Genomic DNA, 16,520 nt, shown 5'->3' on the forward strand with positions numbered 1-16,520 from the left:
CCATGGCTGATGAACCGTTGCGGGCCGAGCATGCCGAGCTACTAACGAGACGTGCGCTCACCGAGGATGCTGCCCGCCCGGACGCGGTTGCACGCCGCCATCAGGCCGGCGGTCGCACCGCCCGTGAAAACATCGCCGATCTGGTGGACGCCGGATCATTCGTGGAATACGGGCGATTCGCCATCGCCGCGCAACGTGGCCGCCGCGAACTCGCCGACTTGATCGCCCGCACACCTGCGGACGGTCTGGTGGCCGGTACCGCAAGAATCAACGGCCACCTGTTCGGCGCCGAGCGCAGCGCCTGCGCCGTGCTGTCCTACGACTACACCGTGTTGGCGGGAACCCAAGGTGCGCTCGGGCACCATAAGAAGGACCGGCTCTTCGATCTCATCGAGCGCATGAAGCTCCCGACCGTGTTCTTCGCCGAGGGTGGTGGGGGCAGGCCTGGCGATACCGACTACCCCGTGGTCTCGATGCTCGACGTACGCGCTTTCAAGTTGTGGGCCGCACTATCGGGGGTGGTGCCGCGGATCTCTGTGGTCAAAGGCCGATGCTTCGCGGGCAATGCGGTGATCGCGGGCTGCTCCGATCTGATCGTGGCCACCAAAGACACCTCGATCGGCATGGGCGGTCCCGCCATGATCGCCGGCGGCGGTCTCGGTGAGGTGCATCCCGATGACGTGGGACCCCTAGCCGTCCAGTCGCCGAACGGTGTGGTCGATGTGGTCGTTGACGACGAGGAGGAGGCGGTCGCGGTATCCAAACGACTGATCGGCTATTTCCAGGGCACGACAGAGCCTGGCGCCGCGGCAGACCAAACAACCTTGCGGACAATGATTCCCGAACGTGCCCGGCGGGCATACCCGGTGGGACCCATCATCGAAACGCTCGCCGACACCGGCTCGACGATGTTTTTGCGGGAGAAATTCGCACCCGAGATGGTGACCGCACTCGCACGCATCGAGGGCAGAGCGGTCGGCATCCTCGCGAACAATTCGATGGTGATGGCCGGGGCCATCACCGCCGCCGCGTCCGACAAGGCCGCCCGGTTCTTACAACTGTGCGATGCCTTTGGCCTTCCGGTGCTATCACTGGTCGATTGCCCCGGTTACATGGTGGGCCCGGCCGCGGAGGCCGACGCGCTGGTTCGGCGCGCCTCTCGCATGCTCGTCGCCGGTGCCGCGCTGCGTGTACCGCTGGTCGCCGTCATTCTGCGCCGCGGCTATGGCCTTGGCGCACAAGCGATGACCGGCGGCAGCCTGCACGAGCCGCTGCTTACGGTGGCATGGCCGAGCGCACATTTGGGCCCCATGGGCCTGGAAGGTGCGGTGCGTCTGGGACTCCGAAAGGAACTCGAGGCCATTGCCGACACGGCCGCACGGGAGCAGGCGGTTCGTCAGGCCACCGCCGCCGCCCAAGAGAATGCCAAGGCACTCAACGCTGCTCAGATCTTTGAGATCGACGATGTGATCGACCCGGCGGAGACACGCGCGCTGATCGCGTCCACTTTTGCCGCTGCCCTGCGCGAACCACTGCCACCCAGGCGCACCGTGGTGGACACCTGGTAGTCGCTAGCCCGCGGTCTCCACGAACTCGCGTTTTCCGTAGCGAATCACGGCGTCCTGCCAGCGGCCGCCCGCGGCACCGACAAGTCGGCGCGCGATGTCGATATCCTCGACATCGGCAATCAGAATGAGCCATCCATCGTCGGTCACCGACCCTCCGGACAGGGCCTCGCGCGCGGCCGCGTCCGCGATCAGCGCGTCGTGGAATTTGATTCGGTCGACGGCTGGAACCTCCAGCGCCACTGCGTTGATGCCGGCATCACCAGCGGGAAGATACTCGAAGGTAAGCACCGATTCCTGACCGAACTGCCTACCAACCTGTTCCCCGATGCGTCGCAGATCATCGCGATCCACGCAGGCGAGTTCAAATGCGCGCGAGCGCTCGTATGTCATCCGGTTGTTGTCGTGCGACCAATAGACACCGTCGACGGACGTCGACCGCACTGGGAGCACCAGATTCTGAACCGTCATCGCACTTACTTGCAGCGAGAAGTCGTCGAGCGGATCCCGCAGCCGCCCATCCGCCGGGTCGGTGATGGTGGCGGTGTTGTTGGTGGCAAAGAGTTCGGCCTGCGGCCGGGCCATATCTTCCGGCACGCATGCTTGCGGGTCGGCGTGGGCGCAGGCGATGGAAGGCCCCGCCCCGATAAGCGCCAGCGCACTCGCACCGATCACGATCCTGCGCATCACCCAATCATTATCCCGAAACGCACGGCGCCTGCGGCAGTATCCGAAGCGAATCCGCTACGGCATCGCCCGCCGTGGCGCCGCGCACGCCGAATTGACCTCAAGAGCACTTGAGATTTTAGGTTGGTCAGCTATGACCTCGATCCATGATGCCGCCGTCCGCGACTTCCTTGGTTCCGATCCCGCGCTGATCGGGCAATTGGGATATCTGGGAGCGGATGGGCGACCGCTGATCCTGCCCGTCTGGTATCGGCTCGCCGATGATCACCTGCAGTTTGTGACCCAGCTCAGTACTCTGAAAATCAAAGCATTGCAGCGTGATCCACGAGTTGTGATCGCGGTGGCGACGCAAACTGAGCCCTATCGCTACGTTCAGGTCCAGGGCGAGGCAAAGGTGGAAACCGATAGCTCCGGGGTGCGCGCCACCCTGATCGACATCACCGCCCGGTACCTGGGTGCCGACCGCGCCGAGGCCTACGTGGACGAGCATCACAGCGCCCCCGGCGAAGTAATCGTGCGCGTGAATCCCGTCCGCGTCCATGCCGCCCTGTAAGGAGACAGCGATGTACACCATCTCCCTCAACGGCACCCAACTCACCTTCGACGACCAGGGCCTGGACAACGGCCCCGCGATCCTGCTACTCACCGGATGGGGGCACGATCACCGCGCCTATGACGAGCTTCTGCCCTATCTGATCCCCCACCACCGCGTGATCCGCATGGATTGGCGCGGACACGGCATCGATCGCACACCCGTTCCCGATTTTGGTCTTGCGGAGCAGGTTTCGGACGCAATCGGGCTTCTCGATGCCTTGGGCGTGGGGGCATTCGTTCCCGTGGCGCACGCCCATGCCGGTTGGGCAGCATTGGAACTCGCCGATCACCTGGGCCCGGCGCGGGTACCGGCCGTCACGATCGTGGACCTGATTATGACGGCAGCGCCGGCCGAATTCCTGAATGGGATCAGAGCGTTTCGTGATCCGCAACGCTGGCAGTCAAGTCGTTTGGAGTTTCTGCGCAGCTGGTTGGCGGGTAGTGGCAACGAAGCCGTCAACCGCCACATCCGATCCGAAATGGGCGGATTCGGGTTCGATGTCTGGGCGCGGGCCGGCCGGGTCATAGAGGAGGCGTATGCCACGTGGGGCTCGCCGATGTCGCGGATGGAGAAGCTGTCCGAACCGCGGCACGTTCACCACATCTTCTGCAAGCCACAGCGCACCGCCTACGACGAGGTGCATGACGAGTTCCGGGCACGTAATCCGTGGTTCAGCTACACGCGCCTGGACGGCACCACGCATTTCCCCCAGCTGGAGCTTCCCGCGCGGGTAGCACAGGAGCTCCTGGGACTACTGGGCGATCACTGACCCGTCATCGTCTTCAGGGTGGGGCCGACAGTCCACCCTCCATCCACCGCCAGCTCGGCGCCGGTGACATAGCTCGCGGCGTCCGACAAGAGATAGGTGACAGCGCCCGCAACCTCGTCGGGGGTGCCCACTCGCCCCATGGCGGTGATCGGCATATTGCCGTCGCCCTCCTGGAAGCCCGCTTGGGCGGTCATCGGGGTGTAGATGACGCCCGGGTGGACAGAGTTGACCCGGATCCGCTCGGGGCCGAGTTCGACGGCTGCGACCTTGGACAGGCCCCGCACGCCCCACTTCGACGCGCCGTATCCCGAGGTAAGTGCCAGCCCCATCAGGCCCGCTGCCGACGAGATGTTGACAATCGAGCCACCGCCACGGGCCCGCATGGCGGGAATGACGGCCTGCATACCGATGAAGACACCGATCAGGTTCACCTCGATCACCTTGCGGAAGTGTCCCAGCGATTCGTCGGCCACCAGCGCGGCGCTGGAAATGCCCGCGTTGTTCACCAGCCCGGCGACGGATCCGAATTCCGCGAGTGCGCTCTCGACCAGCGCCCGCCACTGCTCGGCATCGGTGACGTCCAGATGGACGAATCGTGCCGCCCCGCCCAATTCGGTGGCCAGCGCGCGCCCATCCTCATCCAGCACATCCGCGATGATCACTTGACCGCCTTGGGACACGATGTCACGCACAAAAGCAGCGCCGAGACCACGGGCCCCGCCGGTAACGATGATGTTCTTTCCCTGCAGCAGAGCCGCATTGCCATTCATCCCTACAGGCAACCACGACCCCGACCAGGGATAGCGCACTTGTCCCGCCCATCGGGAGGAGTGTGCGATGACACTGGTGCACCCCAATTGTGTTTTACACCAGAGGTTTAGCGATCCCGTTAGATCTCGGCCGCGTCCGTTTCCTCGGCGGGCGGCGGTGCGAGCACCGACGCGGGAATCACCTCGGGGCCATCGCCGCTGGCCTGCATATCCAGGGGCGCGGAGCCCGCTGCGTCGTCGTTATCCATAGGTAGGTACATGTGGCGCTTGAACTGCGGCTGGTAGGCACCACCACCACCGATTTTCACGCCGCCGCCCTCACCACTGGATACGGCGGTACCGTCGGGCAGAGTCACGGCGGTGTGACCACCGTTCCAACCGATCACCAGCGCACCAGGCGCGGTGCCGTACTTGAAACCACGGGCGAGGAGCGCACCCTCCTGATTCCCGGTGTTGAACCGGGAACCGAATGCGGGACGGTCGGTGGCGACGTTGGCCACCCAGGAGGCCAGGCCGGAGCAGTCGGTGCCCCGTGCAGTGTCTCCGCCCGAGACGTATGGCGTACCCGAGACCTGATGGATAAACGCCAGCAAAGCTGCGAGATCAGACATGGGACGCGACGCTAACAACCAGCTTGACGGTCGGCCAAAATATGTGGCTTCCGTCATACTTGCCCATGACTATGGCGAGAATTACTGTCCGCCAACACGTTACTGATTACGGTAGTGCATGCCACGCCGTTCGTCTAGTCGGACAAACATGCAGGACAACATCGGTTTGTCGAATGTTGGACAACTTTGCTTCAAAATTAGCTGCGCGCCGCCGACATCGGTCACTTTTCCTGCACATCAGCGCATCACTTGTATTAACTCAGGAAATTTTCTGTTACCTATCCCACCTTTTGTCCACCACGCATCTCACTATGTGGAATGGCTTGCGCGCTATCCCATTCGGTCGTCGATACCTCTTTAGTGAGCCCGTCAGCCGGTCAACGTAGAGAATGTGACAACTCAACCGAGATTCCAGGGCCGAAACGGCATCGGCCTTTTTGAATCCACTTCCGTCCCAGACATTTGTGGCCTGGGAATCCCCAGTACACCCGCCCACTATCTGGGCAAGGCAAGCCCGATAGCACTTCTCGGAAGGCACCCGTGACACCAGGAATGAAGAACGTTTATTAACAACGCTTTTCGTGATAAATCAATCGGATCGCGCCGAGCCCACAAGCAGGCAGACCACCCGCGATACCGACACGTATCTATCGGTATGGCAACGGATCCCGCACTGGTGGCGGAATCGGCATGTGCGCACGCAGCCGTTTCCTCAGCAGCAACCGCCGCCACCTCGAATTCAGCGATCAGTCCTGCACGCAGGTCCATCAACAATTCCGTTGCCAGATGCGGCCAGCCGCCCCTGGGCGACCGGAATGTCAATGGAAAGGCCCACGGGAATCGCATCACGACACGAAATCTTGTGTCGCCGGGACACATACGCACGCAGGCCTAGGCTTCCATCTCGACTGGTGATGCCTCGTTTGAAATTGAATGCCTTGGCGCCAAGCACAACTCAGGTTTGCTTCGTCCCCAGCCCAGCTACCAGTGAGTGGGCCGGCGATCGAGCATGTACCGACAGCCGCCGCCCGGAAAGAGCAACTAGCAGGCCAGCGTCACGTAGGCGACTTTTTGCCCCGCTGTCGGAAGCGTCGTCGGCTGATTACGCATATTGCGCCCTGGCTGCACATTCTGAACGCCAGACTGCTGAGACACTCCCTGAACAGTGCACTGCGACGGGTGATCCGACCCTACCTTCGTGATGATCACCCGGTAGCCGTTGGACTTCAGTTCGTTGATCACCGACTCCGGGTTCTCGGCAGGGCCGGCCAGCGCGGCAGTCGCTGTCGCGAGAGACAGCCCGGCGGCGCCGAGCGCCGCCACCGCTGCCATCACGATCTTCTTCATTGCTTGCGCTCCTTCTACATCTTTGAAGACGAAGCCGCCTTGCGGGTGGTTATGCGTTGTCCGGCGAGGGCGACTGGCTCGGGTTGATCTTGAATGTGCCGTACGGAACGTGCGGGTTGGTACCCAGCGGAACGTGCGGGTTCGCACCCTCATAGGTCGGCTGGTGAGCGCCCTGCTCGTAGGCAGTACCGCCGGGCGTCACACATGCGCTCTGCTGGGGGTTGTTGACGCTGTTCTTATTGGCGTAACAGCCAGGGGGAGGCGTCGGGCCCGCTGCGGCGATGGGTGCGCCCAGCATCGCGACTGTCGCAGCGACGCTGACTCCGCCAAGGATTGCAACGAGTGACTTATTCATGTGATGTTTCCTTTCTGCTCGGTCAACTTGCTAATGGCCAGGGCAGTGGACCTCACTTGCCTAAGACATCAACGTTGATGTATTCACCCAGTTCAACGGGTTTACCGAACACCTAGTTCCCAACTTATGAGATATTCGGTTGATTCTCAGCTAAATCTCAGAGTACCCCATGGGGGTTAGGGTCTGAGAAAAGTGGTATATAGCCGTTAACCGTCCGTTAACCAGGTGAAACTGCCACATTTTCATAGATCACTTGATCTATGATTCGATCATGCGATCTAAAACTGGCCCCGGACGCACCTTCACCGAGACCGCGCGCCGGGAACAGATCATTACCTGCGCTATTGAGGTCATCGCGGAGGTGGGCTACCCCCAAACCACGATCCGCAGGATCGCCGACCGGGCCGGCATCGCGATGAGCGTTGTCCTATACCACTTCGGCACCAAGGACGGACTCATCGAGGCGGTCATCGCCTCCATGTACCAGGCCGCTCTGGCGACTGTGCCCCCGGCCATAGACCGGGCGCGTACCCAAACCGACAAGCTTGCGGCCTACATCCGTTCCAGCGTTGCCTATTTCGATACCCACCGCACACAGCTGGCCGCACTGGCACAACTCGGTACAAGTTACAAACCCAGCGGCGGAAAATCTTTCAACGACCTCGGGCTCACACCCGAGCTGTCCAAACAACTCACCGACCTTGATCCATCGAAGATTCTCCGATCGGGACAGAAGTCTGGCGAATTCTGCTATTTCCCTGTCGATTCCACTGCTATCGCATTGCAAGGAGCGGTGAACGCGGTGGTAGAGAAGATTCTGCGTGATCCAGACTTCGATGCCGACCGGTACGGCGAAGACCTCGTGAAAATGTTCGGCCGAGTAGTAAGGAACGCGTGATGGCCGACGTGGTCATCGCGGCCCTCGGTAGCCACGGGGACGTTGCCCCCTTGACGGGCGTCGGCACCCGTCTCCGAGCGGCCGGGTACCACGTGACCATCGCCGCCTACCACCGCTTCGAACCCTTGGTAGTCAACTCCGGCATTGCTTTTCGCGGTATCACTGGACCGGACACGCCCCCGGACGGGGCCGGCGTCAACGTCACCAAGGCGCTCACCGAGTTTCTCTCGCCCAGGGGAATGCGATCGCTCGGCAGCGCACTGCTGGCGGCTGTACATGACGCGCCCGCCGATATCCTGCTGCTGTCACCGTTCTCAGAACTGGCCGGGCATTCCCTCGCCGAGGCGAAAGGGATTCCATCCGTTGGTATCCGGTTCCAGCCGTTTTCTGCTACCGCGGAGTTTCCGCCCGCCGCACTCGGGAACTGGTCGGCCGGCGCGGCAGGTAATCGTCTGGTATCCCGGGCCGGCGCGGGGCTTGTCGATCGTCTCTACGGCGGCGTGGTGGCCGGCATTCGCCGAGATCTCGGCCTGCCAAAGGTATCGGCCAGGCGGCTGCGGCGCGGCCGCACGGAATCGGAATGGACTGTTCTGCATGGTTTCTCGCCGCATGTTGTGCTGAGACCAGCGGACTGGCGACCGGGCCTGGAGGTGTGCGGGTACTGGTGGCCACAAGAGGATCCACACTGGCGCCCCGCCTCTCCGCTCGTCGATTTTCTCGCAGCGGGCCCGCCCCCGGTCTACCTCGGGCTGGGGAGCACCATGACATCGGCCAAACAAGCCGAGCATCTTTCAGAGCTCGCGCGAAAGGCGTTACAAAAGGCCGGCGTGCGGGGCATCGTGCAATCCGGTTGGGCAGGAATCGATGTCGCAAGCGACACCATCCTGTCCATAGACGAGGTCCCGCACAGTTGGCTGTTCCCCCAGGTGGCTGCCGTCGTACATCACTGCGGCGCAGGGACGACCGCCGCCGGACTGCGCGCCGGTGTGCCCGCGATCGCCGCACCGGGACTGGGCGATCAACCCTTCTGGGCGTGGCGGCTGCGTGATCTCGGGCTCTGCGCCGACGTCATCCCGCAACGAGTCCTGACTGTTGAACGCCTGGCCAATGCCATCCGCACCGCGGTCACCGACCATGAACTCAAGGACCGAACCCGCAGGCTCGCGGGCATGCTCGCCGCGGAGGACGGGGCGGCCCATGTTGCCTCGACCGTCGACCGACTATTGCGTTGAGGTACCACGCACGGGCCTTGCCAGGGTGACCGAGGAAGTCCGCGACACCCCTCGTGAGTCGCCCCCCGATGCCGGCGGGGTGTGAACTCGGTCGCGGTCTCCTGGTCGTACCTGCTTAAAGAATTACGGCAACAGTGTTGCCGTAATTGCCCCGCGCTGTCAAGGCAGACATACTGGCGGGTATGACGGACGCCCGACGCACACGCGGCCGCCCGCCCCTACCCATGGAATCAATCGTCGACGCGGCGTTGCTGATCGTCGACGAAGAGGGCGGAGAGGCACTGTCCATGCGTGCCTTGGCGCGCCGCCTCGATTCCGGGACGGCGACCATCTACCGGCATTTCGCGAACCGCACCGAGGTCGTCGCGCACGTTGTGGACAGGGTCTTCGGCGAGGTGAAGTTCGATGACCGTGAGCTGGCGAAGATGTCGTGGCAGGAGGCATGCACGGTGAGTTCACGTGCGCTCTTCGATGCCCTGCGCCGCCATCCCAACGTCGCCACACTGTTGGCCGACCAGATTCCGGTCGGACCCAATGTCTTCATGATTCGCGAGCACACGTTGACGCTCTGCCTTCAGGCCGGCTTCTCACCGGCCGAGGCGATCCGTATCTATATGACGCTTGGACGCTATGTGCTGGGTTACGCCAATCAGATAGGCGTCGAACACCGGGCCAGTGAGGCCGACATGGCTCTGATGACCCGGTTCGTCGAAAACATCGATATCGCGGATTTCCCGTCGACGCTGGCCACCGCCGGAGTCACGCTCGTCCCACTCGATGAGGAGTTCGATTTCGGTCTCCGGCTCATCGTGGCGGGACTCGAGGGCCTTCGCCACGGCAGATAGGCGCTCGCGCCACGCTCAGTCCGGAATCCGGTGGACATCATCGCGCGGCTCGGCACCGGACAGCGCCCGCATTCCCCATAGTGCCTTCACCAAGACCAGGTAACTCGCCGGACTCGCGAAGTTCAGGCCACCAAGGAGTTGCCTGATCATGGTCAGTACATCCCAGTAGATGCGTTCACAAACCAAGGTGCTGCCGTCGAAGATGAAGTAGGCGGTCATGCGGACCTTGAAGCTGCTGCCCGTCGCGGGCACCGCCCCGAAAGGACCCCTGTGTGTCCCCAGTAGATAGAACTCGCAGATCACCGCGTCATCGGTGTGTCGCAGCCGGATCATTTCGTGACGCTGATCCGGAAAAGCGATCCGGGTGTCGACGTAGTACTGGCGTACCTCGTCATAGCCGTCGTACACCACTGCGAGCGGAATCAACTCGTATCGCGGATGCGGGAAGGTCGCCAGCACCGCGTCCCAATCCTGATCCACCTCATCGCGGAAGTGCTGAAGAACTAACTGTTCCCGTTCTGCACGGACAGATTCCATGCCGCCATCATTCCCGGGCCGCCACTGCTACAGATGCTTCTTGAAGAACGGGATCAGTCCGGCCAGCGCCAGCGCCACGGGCTCTGGCTTGTCGTACAGGTCGTAGTGCGACCAGCCCTCGGCGACGACGAGTTCCTTGTCCTTGGACGCGGCGCGGCGAATGATCTCAAGCCCATCCCTATACGAACCGAACGCACCTGGTTTGTCACCGACGACCACGATCAGGGGCTGGGTGAGAAGTACTTCGGCACGATTGAAGGCGTCCCACCCAACGGCAGTCGCCTGATGCGAGAACAACGCCCTGTTGAGACCGTGCGGCTTTTGTCCACGCGAAGTCCGGTAGTACCCGGTGGCCTCGAAGACATCGATCTCGGTGAGCCCGAGTTCTTTCGCTTTTTCCGGCGATGGCGGCAACAGGTCGTCAACCCGAAGCTGCTGACCTCGCGCCTCTGCCGTGCGCTGTGCGGCCATGACCTCAAGCGCGCCAATCGGGTCGTAGCCCGTGAACGACTCAAGCATCAAACGACCGTAGTTGGCTCCCACGACCGTCCCGACGACCTTGATCCGGCGCTCGGTCATCGCGGCGTTGATGGAATACCCCCCGCCACCGCAAATCCCGAGCACGCCGATCCGGTTGTCGTCCACGTACGGCAGGGTTACCAGGTAATCCACGACGTGACTGAAGTCCTGCACCCGCAACGTGGGGTCTTCGATGAAGCGCGGCTCACCACCGCTGGCGCCCTGGAAGCTGGCGTCAAAGGCGATCACCACGAAACCCTCCGCGGCCAGCGCCGCGCCATAGACGTTCCCAGAGGTCTGTTCCTTACAGCTGCCAATGGGATGTGCACTGATGATCGCGGGGTACTTCGCCGATTCGTCGAATCCGGGCGGGAAGTAGACGTCTGCCGCGATATCCCAGTACGGGGCCTTCACCGCGACCGTCTTCACGTTATCTGTGCTCATGAGATGCGCTCCTTAGTTTCCGAGATGCTTCTTGAAGAACGGGATCAGCGCGGCCAGCGCGATGCCCACGGGTTCCGGCTTGTCGTACAGGTCGTAGTGCGACCAGCCCTCGGCGACGACGAGTTCCTTGTCCTTGGACGCGGCGCGCCGGTACACCTCCAGACCGTCACGGTAGGCACCGAAGGCACCCGGCTTGTCGCCGACCACCAGGATGACCGGCTGCGTGAGTAGCACCTCCAGGCGGTTGAAGGCATCCCAGCCCACGGCGGTGGCCTGATGTGAGAACAGCGAGCTGGTCGCTCCGTGCGGCTTCTCACCGCGCGGAGTGCGGTAGTACTCGGTGGCCTCGACGACGTCGATCTCGGTGATGCCCTGCTTCTCGGCGTCGGCGGGATCGCCGGGCAACAGGTTGTTGACCTTGAGTGCTGCACCCTGAGCTTCTACGGTGCGCTGTGCGGCAATGGCTTCCAAGGTTGCGATCGGATCGTAGCCGGAGAACGCCTCGTGCATCAGACGGCCGAAATTCACGCCGGTGATGGAGGCGACGGCCTTGATGCGGCGCTCGGTGGTTGCGGCATTGATCGAGTAGGCACCACCGCCGCAGACCCCGATGATGCCGATCCTGTCGGCATCGACGTAGGCCAGTGTCACGAGATGGTCGATGACGTGGCTGACATCTTTGACCCGCTGGGTGGGATCCTCGATGAATCTGGGTTCGCCGCCGCTGGCACCCTGGAAGCTGGCGTCAAAGGCAATCACAACGAAACCCTCATCGGCTAAGGCTGTTCCGTAGATGTTGCCCGAAGTCTGGTCTTTGCAGCTGCCGATCGGGTGGACGCTGACGATCCCGGGGTACTTCTCGGACTTATCGAAGTTGGGTGGGAAGTAGATGTCGGCCGCGATATCCCAGTACGGGGTCTTGACCTTGACCGATTCCCGGTTGTCCAGTGCCATGTTTCAGTTCCCTTCGAGTGCAATCAGTTTGACGGTGGTATCGACAGCAGGAGCAGTCACCATGGTGGTGGTGGCGCTGCCACCATGGGGGTACTTGGCGCGGTACGCGGCATCGACCGCGACATTGATCGCCGCGTCGGCCGCAGTTTCCAGGGCCAGATCTATTGCCACCGCACCAGCATCCACATGCAGCCGGTTGTCTTTGAGGGCGTTGCGGTACCAGGCAGCATCGGGGCCCAGCGCCGACCGGACGTACACCTCGTCCTCCACACGCACCGTCCAGATCGGTATGGGTCGCCGCCGGGTGCCGTCGCGGCGATATGTACTCACCTGCACCTCGTGGGCAGCACCCAACACATCTCGCTGATCTCTTGTCAGTGCCATCGAAGCCATCGAACTCATTCCTCCCGCGCCAAGTACTTGGTGAAGAACGGCACCGCTTCCGCCACCGCCAAGTCGACATACTTGGGTACGTCATAAAAGTCCATGTGCGTGGCGTCTGCCACGAACACCAGCTTCTTCTCGCCACGCACACGAGAGTGCAGCTCCGTGGAGGCCCACAGCGATCCCGCCTCACTGCCCGCGACGATCAGAATCGGCTGCGTGAGCAAGTCCTCCACCAGGTGGAACGCGTCGTACGCGATGATCTTCGACAGGCTCTTTGCCATCAGGTATTTGTTCTTGGCGTTGGGGTGCTGGGCGCGATCGGTCAGGTAGTACTCGCGCGCCTGCGCCAGGTCATAAGGTGTGTCTTCATCGATCTCCGCCGGAGCATATGCGGCATAGGCCGTTTCGGCGCCGTCGGCCTCCGCGGTGCGCTGCTGCGCCGCGGCGTCAAGCACAGGCACCGCATCGGCATCGGTGCCCGTGCCGTACCACCCGCGGCGCCACGATGCCCCGATGTTAACCGCACTCACGGTGCCCAGAGCCTTGATCCGGTGATCGGTCATGGCTGCCGTCACGGCGTATCCACCACCCGCGCAGATGCCCCAAACACCGATGCGCTCCGCGGCCACATAGTCCAGGGCCTGCAGGTAGTCAACGGCGGCCCGGATGTCTTCCACACGTGCGTCCGGATCCTCCAAATGGTGTGGATCACCGCCACTTTCACCCTGAAATGAGGCGTCAAACGCCAGCGTGACGAAACCTTGTTCGGCCAGCTTGGCCGCGTACAGGCCGGCTGTCTGCTCCTTGACGCCGCCGCCGGGGTGCACGGTGATCAGCGCCGAATATGTAGCCCGATCATCGAAGTCAGGCGGTAGAAAAAGGTCGCCAGCCATGCTGATCGGGCCATTAGGAAAGGTGATGGATGTCATCGACGTTCTCCTCGCTAGGTGGGATGAATTGCGTTGTTTTACTGGTTAATTCACCTTCTGATCGAACCAATCGATCATCACTTCTGGGTGTCTCCCGAAGTAGTTGTATCCCTGGAACCGCAGGTCGGTTCCCTCAATCCAATGCAGTTCTTTATCCGTTGCCGCAATGTTGTTGAAGATCTGTTGCACAACCTCGATCTTGGTCGTGGTATCGGCACGTACCTGGGCCAGCAGCGTGGGAATCCGGACTGCTTGTGCGTGGTCGAGCGGGGACAGTTCGTCCAGGCGAAAGCTGGTGCGGCGCCGGATCGCCTCGTCGAATGCTGCGGAAGCAGCGAGAGGTTCCAGACCCAGGCCCTCGGCGGCACGTTCAATGATGGGGCGTGTTGCCGTTGGCTGCAGCGCGATCATGGCCTGCACGCTGCTGAACTCCTCGGGATGCTTGCGCATCGCCACCATGGTGGAGTTGGCGCCCAGACAGACGCTCAACAAACCCGTCTTCATGCCTGCGGTATCCGGACGGGTGCCGGCATAGCGCAGCGACCCGATCACGTCCCGATACTCCAGCAACCCGATACCCACGATCCCACCGCTCCCGGTGTCGCTCAGACCATGGTTGCGCAGGTCGTAGGTGAGTACGTTGTATCCCGCGTCGTGCAACGCCTTGTACTGCGGCAGGAAGTTCACCTCGAAGCCACCGGCGTTGGTCCACGGCTCCAGGTGTCCCGGATATCCGTAGCGATTGCCCGGCATGAAATGGTTGCAGATAACCAGCCGGTCCGAGGCCGCGGGAATGAACCAGCCTTCGAGAGTCACTCCGTCCATGGATGGAAAGAACACATCCTCGTAGGCAAGACCCAGTTCGTCGGGCCTGCGCAAGATCGGAGTGCGTGCGCCGGTCGCGAAGAAGTCGGCCAGGCCGTCCACAAAGGCCTGCTGTGGGGATTCGGTCATGTATCCAAGACAACGCCTTGTCGCCCGGCGGTACCAGTGGCCGTTGAACCCAGGTACTAGCAAACCCCCTCTGGTGGCAGATTTGCGCCCTACGCTGGGCGGCATGGACCAGCGAAAGGAAATCAAGGAGTTCCTGGCCACCCGTCGGGCGCGGATCACCCCCGAACAGGCAGGTATCCCCGATTACGGCTCCACACGACGGGTACCCGGCTTACGCCGCGAAGAGGTCGCGCTGCTGGCCGGTGTCAGCGTGGACTACTACACGCGCATGGAGCGCGGGAACATCAGCGGGGTCTCCGATTCCGTGCTGAACGCGGTATCCAAGGTCCTGCAACTCGACGAAGCTGAGCATGCCCACCTCTTCGATCTGGCGCAGTCCGCGCAAAACACCCGACGCCCGCAACGCCGACCGTCTGCCCGAAAGATCCGGCCGAGTGTTCAGCATCTCCTGGACGCACTGATCGGCGCGCCCGCGTGGGTAAGCAACGAACGCCTGGACATGCTCGCCGCCAATCAGCTCGGTGCGGCTTTGTACCGAGACGCCGCCACCGATCCGGAACGTCCGGTCAACATCGCCAGGTTTCTCTTTCTGAATCTGCGATCGCGAGACTTCTTCGTCGACTGGGATCAACACGCCGACAACGCGGTCGCCATCCTGCGTACCGCCGCGGGCCGCGATCCGTATGACGAGAAGCTCACCTATCTGGTCGGTGAGCTATCGACGCGCAGTGAGGAGTTCCGAACGCGCTGGGGTGCTCACAATGTCCGGTTCCACCGCACTGGACTGAAGACGTTGCATCATTCCGCCGTCGGACAACTCGACCTGACTTTCGACGGCCTGGATCTCACTGCCGACCCCGGCCTGACGCTCTATGTCATGACTGCCGAGCCCAATTCCACTACTGCGGAAAGGCTTAAGCTGCTCGGCAGTTGGGCGGCAACCCAGCAGAATCGGCCTGCCGACACCACGGCAGAATGACCAGGTGACCACATCCGGGTATGTCCTGAGTACCAGCACCGCGGTAACACTGCTGGCAGCGGGGCTCATCTTTCTGCTATCCCTGGTCCTTGGCGTGTGGAAATACCGCCAGATGATCACCAGCCCGAACCATCTTGCCCACCCGTATGTCGACACCGCGCATCGGGCTGCGCTGCTCTACTCGTTCGCAACCTTGCTCACCGCGGTATTCGTCGAGCTGAGTGCGTGGCCCAGTTGGGTAAATATCACCGCCGCAATGGTGCTGGTGTTCTTCTTCGTCGCGGCCATCGTCAGTTACATCGCGCACGGCATGCTTCGCGACACCACGAATCAGTTTGAAAAACCGGGCGCGGGAATGCACCTGGCCATGGTCCTGCTCATCCTGGGCGAAATCGGCGGTTTCGGTATTCTCTTATCCGGATTCGTTCGTGCGCAATGGTTCTGGTGATACGCCACGACCCACAGTCACCACATGTAGGGCATCAGGCGATACCGCGCGGTCTGCGTGTAGGCGCGGTATCCGTCCAGCTGTTCGAGAAGTAGCTTCTCCTCATCGGCAATCCGCACGATGAGCACCAACAGGCCGGAGACCACTGAGAGCAGGCCCCAATATGAGCCGAGGGCCAACGGAAACCCGATGATGGTGATGACGTTGCCGGTGTACATCGGGTGGCGAACAAGCCCATACAAACCACCGGTGACAAGTGTCTGGCCCGACTCCACCTGAACAGTGGAGGCCGCGAAGCGGTTTTGAATCACCACCAGGCTGGTCACCCCCAAGCCGATCGCCACCAGGACATCGCCAACCACGCAGATCGCCGCGGGCACCGACGACCAGCCGAAGCGATGATCCAGGCCGCTGATCACAACCATCGCGGCCAGCGAGAAATACCAACCGCCGATCAGCACCTTCTGCAGCACTCGGGTTTCCGCCGCGGGACCCGCGCGTTTGCGCCGCTGATGCGCGGCGGGATCGGCCCGTTGTACGTAAATGGTGGGGATCCATGTAGACAGCCCGAACACCACCAGAAAAGCCCATACCTGCCAATAGTGGTACGTCCCGGCGAGCAGGAACAACACCGACCCGAACACGGCAAGCTCAACGAGTCCGAGCGCTACGACTCTCGCAACGGCCTTCACAGA

General features: G+C 62.3%; 20 protein-coding genes. 8 read left to right on the plus strand and 12 right to left on the minus strand.

The annotated features are described in order from the left end of the window. Positions 1-2: 2 nt before the first annotated feature. The gene (locus ABG82_RS26185) at positions 3-1,568 is read left to right on the plus strand and encodes an acyl-CoA carboxylase subunit beta (RefSeq protein WP_043080252.1); all 1,566 of its coding nucleotides are present in this window, start codon (positions 3-5) and stop codon (positions 1,566-1,568) included. A gap of 3 nt (positions 1,569-1,571) precedes the next feature. Here the strand turns inward: ABG82_RS26185 and ABG82_RS26190 are convergent, their stop codons facing one another. Beyond that, entirely contained in the window at positions 1,572-2,252 is a 681-nt protein-coding gene (locus tag ABG82_RS26190) for a hypothetical protein (protein ID WP_043080253.1), read from the minus strand. Between the two features lie 133 nt (positions 2,253-2,385). Between ABG82_RS26190 and ABG82_RS26195 the strand changes: the two genes are divergently transcribed. Both ABG82_RS26195 and ABG82_RS26200 read left to right on the plus strand, forming a co-directional pair. Next, positions 2,386-2,805 (plus strand): TIGR03618 family F420-dependent PPOX class oxidoreductase, encoded by a 420-nt coding sequence (locus tag ABG82_RS26195; RefSeq protein WP_043080254.1) that lies wholly within the window; start codon positions 2,386-2,388, stop codon positions 2,803-2,805. Positions 2,806-2,815: 10 nt separating this feature from the next. Beyond that, positions 2,816-3,616 (plus strand): alpha/beta fold hydrolase, encoded by an 801-nt coding sequence (locus ABG82_RS26200; protein WP_043080255.1) that lies wholly within the window; start codon positions 2,816-2,818, stop codon positions 3,614-3,616. Here ABG82_RS26200 and ABG82_RS26205 read toward each other — a convergent pair. The 4 genes from ABG82_RS26205 to ABG82_RS26220 form a co-directional block, all read right to left on the minus strand. Then, entirely contained in the window at positions 3,610-4,386 is a 777-nt protein-coding gene (locus ABG82_RS26205) for a glucose 1-dehydrogenase (protein WP_043080256.1), read from the minus strand. The genes ABG82_RS26200 and ABG82_RS26205 overlap by 7 nt on opposite strands. Before the next feature lie 119 nt (positions 4,387-4,505). Beyond that, entirely contained in the window at positions 4,506-4,997 is a 492-nt protein-coding gene (locus ABG82_RS26210) for a C40 family peptidase (protein ID WP_043080257.1), read from the minus strand. A 1,041-nt stretch (positions 4,998-6,038) separates the two neighbouring features. After that, entirely contained in the window at positions 6,039-6,344 is a 306-nt protein-coding gene (locus ABG82_RS26215; RefSeq protein ID WP_043080258.1) for a hypothetical protein, read from the minus strand. 49 nt (positions 6,345-6,393) lie between these two features. Next, complete coding sequence (locus ABG82_RS26220; RefSeq protein ID WP_043080259.1) at positions 6,394-6,699, minus strand: hypothetical protein; 306 nt, start codon at positions 6,697-6,699, stop codon at positions 6,394-6,396. A 253-nt stretch (positions 6,700-6,952) separates the two neighbouring features. Between ABG82_RS26220 and ABG82_RS26225 the strand changes: the two genes are divergently transcribed. The 3 genes from ABG82_RS26225 (at position 6,953) to ABG82_RS26235 (ending at position 9,674) form a co-directional block, all read left to right on the plus strand. Next, complete coding sequence (locus ABG82_RS26225; protein WP_043080260.1) at positions 6,953-7,597, plus strand: TetR/AcrR family transcriptional regulator; 645 nt, start codon at positions 6,953-6,955, stop codon at positions 7,595-7,597. Then, on the plus strand, positions 7,597-8,829 hold the full coding sequence (locus ABG82_RS28385; RefSeq protein WP_043080261.1) for a glycosyltransferase: 1,233 nt from the start codon (positions 7,597-7,599) through the stop codon (positions 8,827-8,829). The genes ABG82_RS26225 and ABG82_RS28385 overlap by 1 nt, the downstream gene beginning before the upstream one ends. Positions 8,830-9,053: 224 nt before the next feature. Further along, the gene (locus ABG82_RS26235) at positions 9,054-9,674 is read left to right on the plus strand and encodes a TetR/AcrR family transcriptional regulator (protein ID WP_043080262.1); all 621 of its coding nucleotides are present in this window, start codon (positions 9,054-9,056) and stop codon (positions 9,672-9,674) included. 15 nt (positions 9,675-9,689) lie between these two features. On the opposite strand, the gene ABG82_RS26240 is transcribed toward ABG82_RS26235, so the two are convergent. From ABG82_RS26240 to ABG82_RS26265, 6 genes are read right to left on the minus strand one after another with little or no spacing between them, the layout of a single operon-like run. Then, positions 9,690-10,211 (minus strand): ester cyclase, encoded by a 522-nt coding sequence (locus tag ABG82_RS26240; RefSeq protein WP_043080263.1) that lies wholly within the window; start codon positions 10,209-10,211, stop codon positions 9,690-9,692. Positions 10,212-10,238: 27 nt separating this feature from the next. Next, on the minus strand, positions 10,239-11,174 hold the full coding sequence (locus tag ABG82_RS26245; protein WP_196770498.1) for an alpha/beta hydrolase: 936 nt from the start codon (positions 11,172-11,174) through the stop codon (positions 10,239-10,241). Between the two features lie 12 nt (positions 11,175-11,186). Further along, positions 11,187-12,128: an alpha/beta hydrolase gene (locus ABG82_RS26250; RefSeq protein WP_043080264.1), complete on the minus strand. Its 942-nt coding sequence runs from the start codon at positions 12,126-12,128 to the stop codon at positions 11,187-11,189. 3 nt (positions 12,129-12,131) lie between these two features. After that, positions 12,132-12,512: a DUF2255 family protein gene (locus ABG82_RS26255; protein WP_043080276.1), complete on the minus strand. Its 381-nt coding sequence runs from the start codon at positions 12,510-12,512 to the stop codon at positions 12,132-12,134. Between the two features lie 14 nt (positions 12,513-12,526). Further along, the gene (locus tag ABG82_RS26260) at positions 12,527-13,444 is read right to left on the minus strand and encodes an alpha/beta hydrolase (RefSeq protein WP_043080265.1); all 918 of its coding nucleotides are present in this window, start codon (positions 13,442-13,444) and stop codon (positions 12,527-12,529) included. A 45-nt stretch (positions 13,445-13,489) separates the two neighbouring features. Then, positions 13,490-14,398, minus strand: coding sequence for an alpha/beta hydrolase family protein (locus ABG82_RS26265; protein ID WP_043080266.1), 909 nt, complete (start codon positions 14,396-14,398; stop codon positions 13,490-13,492). Positions 14,399-14,501: 103 nt separating this feature from the next. Between ABG82_RS26265 and ABG82_RS26270 the strand changes: the two genes are divergently transcribed. Both ABG82_RS26270 and ABG82_RS26275 read left to right on the plus strand, forming a co-directional pair. Then, positions 14,502-15,377, plus strand: coding sequence for a helix-turn-helix transcriptional regulator (locus ABG82_RS26270; RefSeq protein WP_043080267.1), 876 nt, complete (start codon positions 14,502-14,504; stop codon positions 15,375-15,377). A gap of 25 nt (positions 15,378-15,402) precedes the next feature. Further along, a complete protein-coding gene (locus tag ABG82_RS26275; protein ID WP_043080277.1) occupies positions 15,403-15,825 on the plus strand; it encodes a hypothetical protein in 423 nt (140 codons plus the stop codon). Positions 15,826-15,842: 17 nt separating this feature from the next. On the opposite strand, the gene ABG82_RS26280 is transcribed toward ABG82_RS26275, so the two are convergent. Further along, positions 15,843-16,517 carry a methyltransferase family protein gene (locus ABG82_RS26280; RefSeq protein WP_043080268.1) on the minus strand — a complete coding sequence of 225 codons (675 nt, stop codon included), beginning with the start codon at positions 16,515-16,517 and terminating at the stop codon, positions 15,843-15,845. Positions 16,518-16,520: the final 3 nt, after the last annotated feature.

It is taken from the genome of Mycobacteroides immunogenum (genome assembly GCF_001605725.1).
Classification (GTDB): domain Bacteria; phylum Actinomycetota; class Actinomycetes; order Mycobacteriales; family Mycobacteriaceae; genus Mycobacterium; species Mycobacterium immunogenum.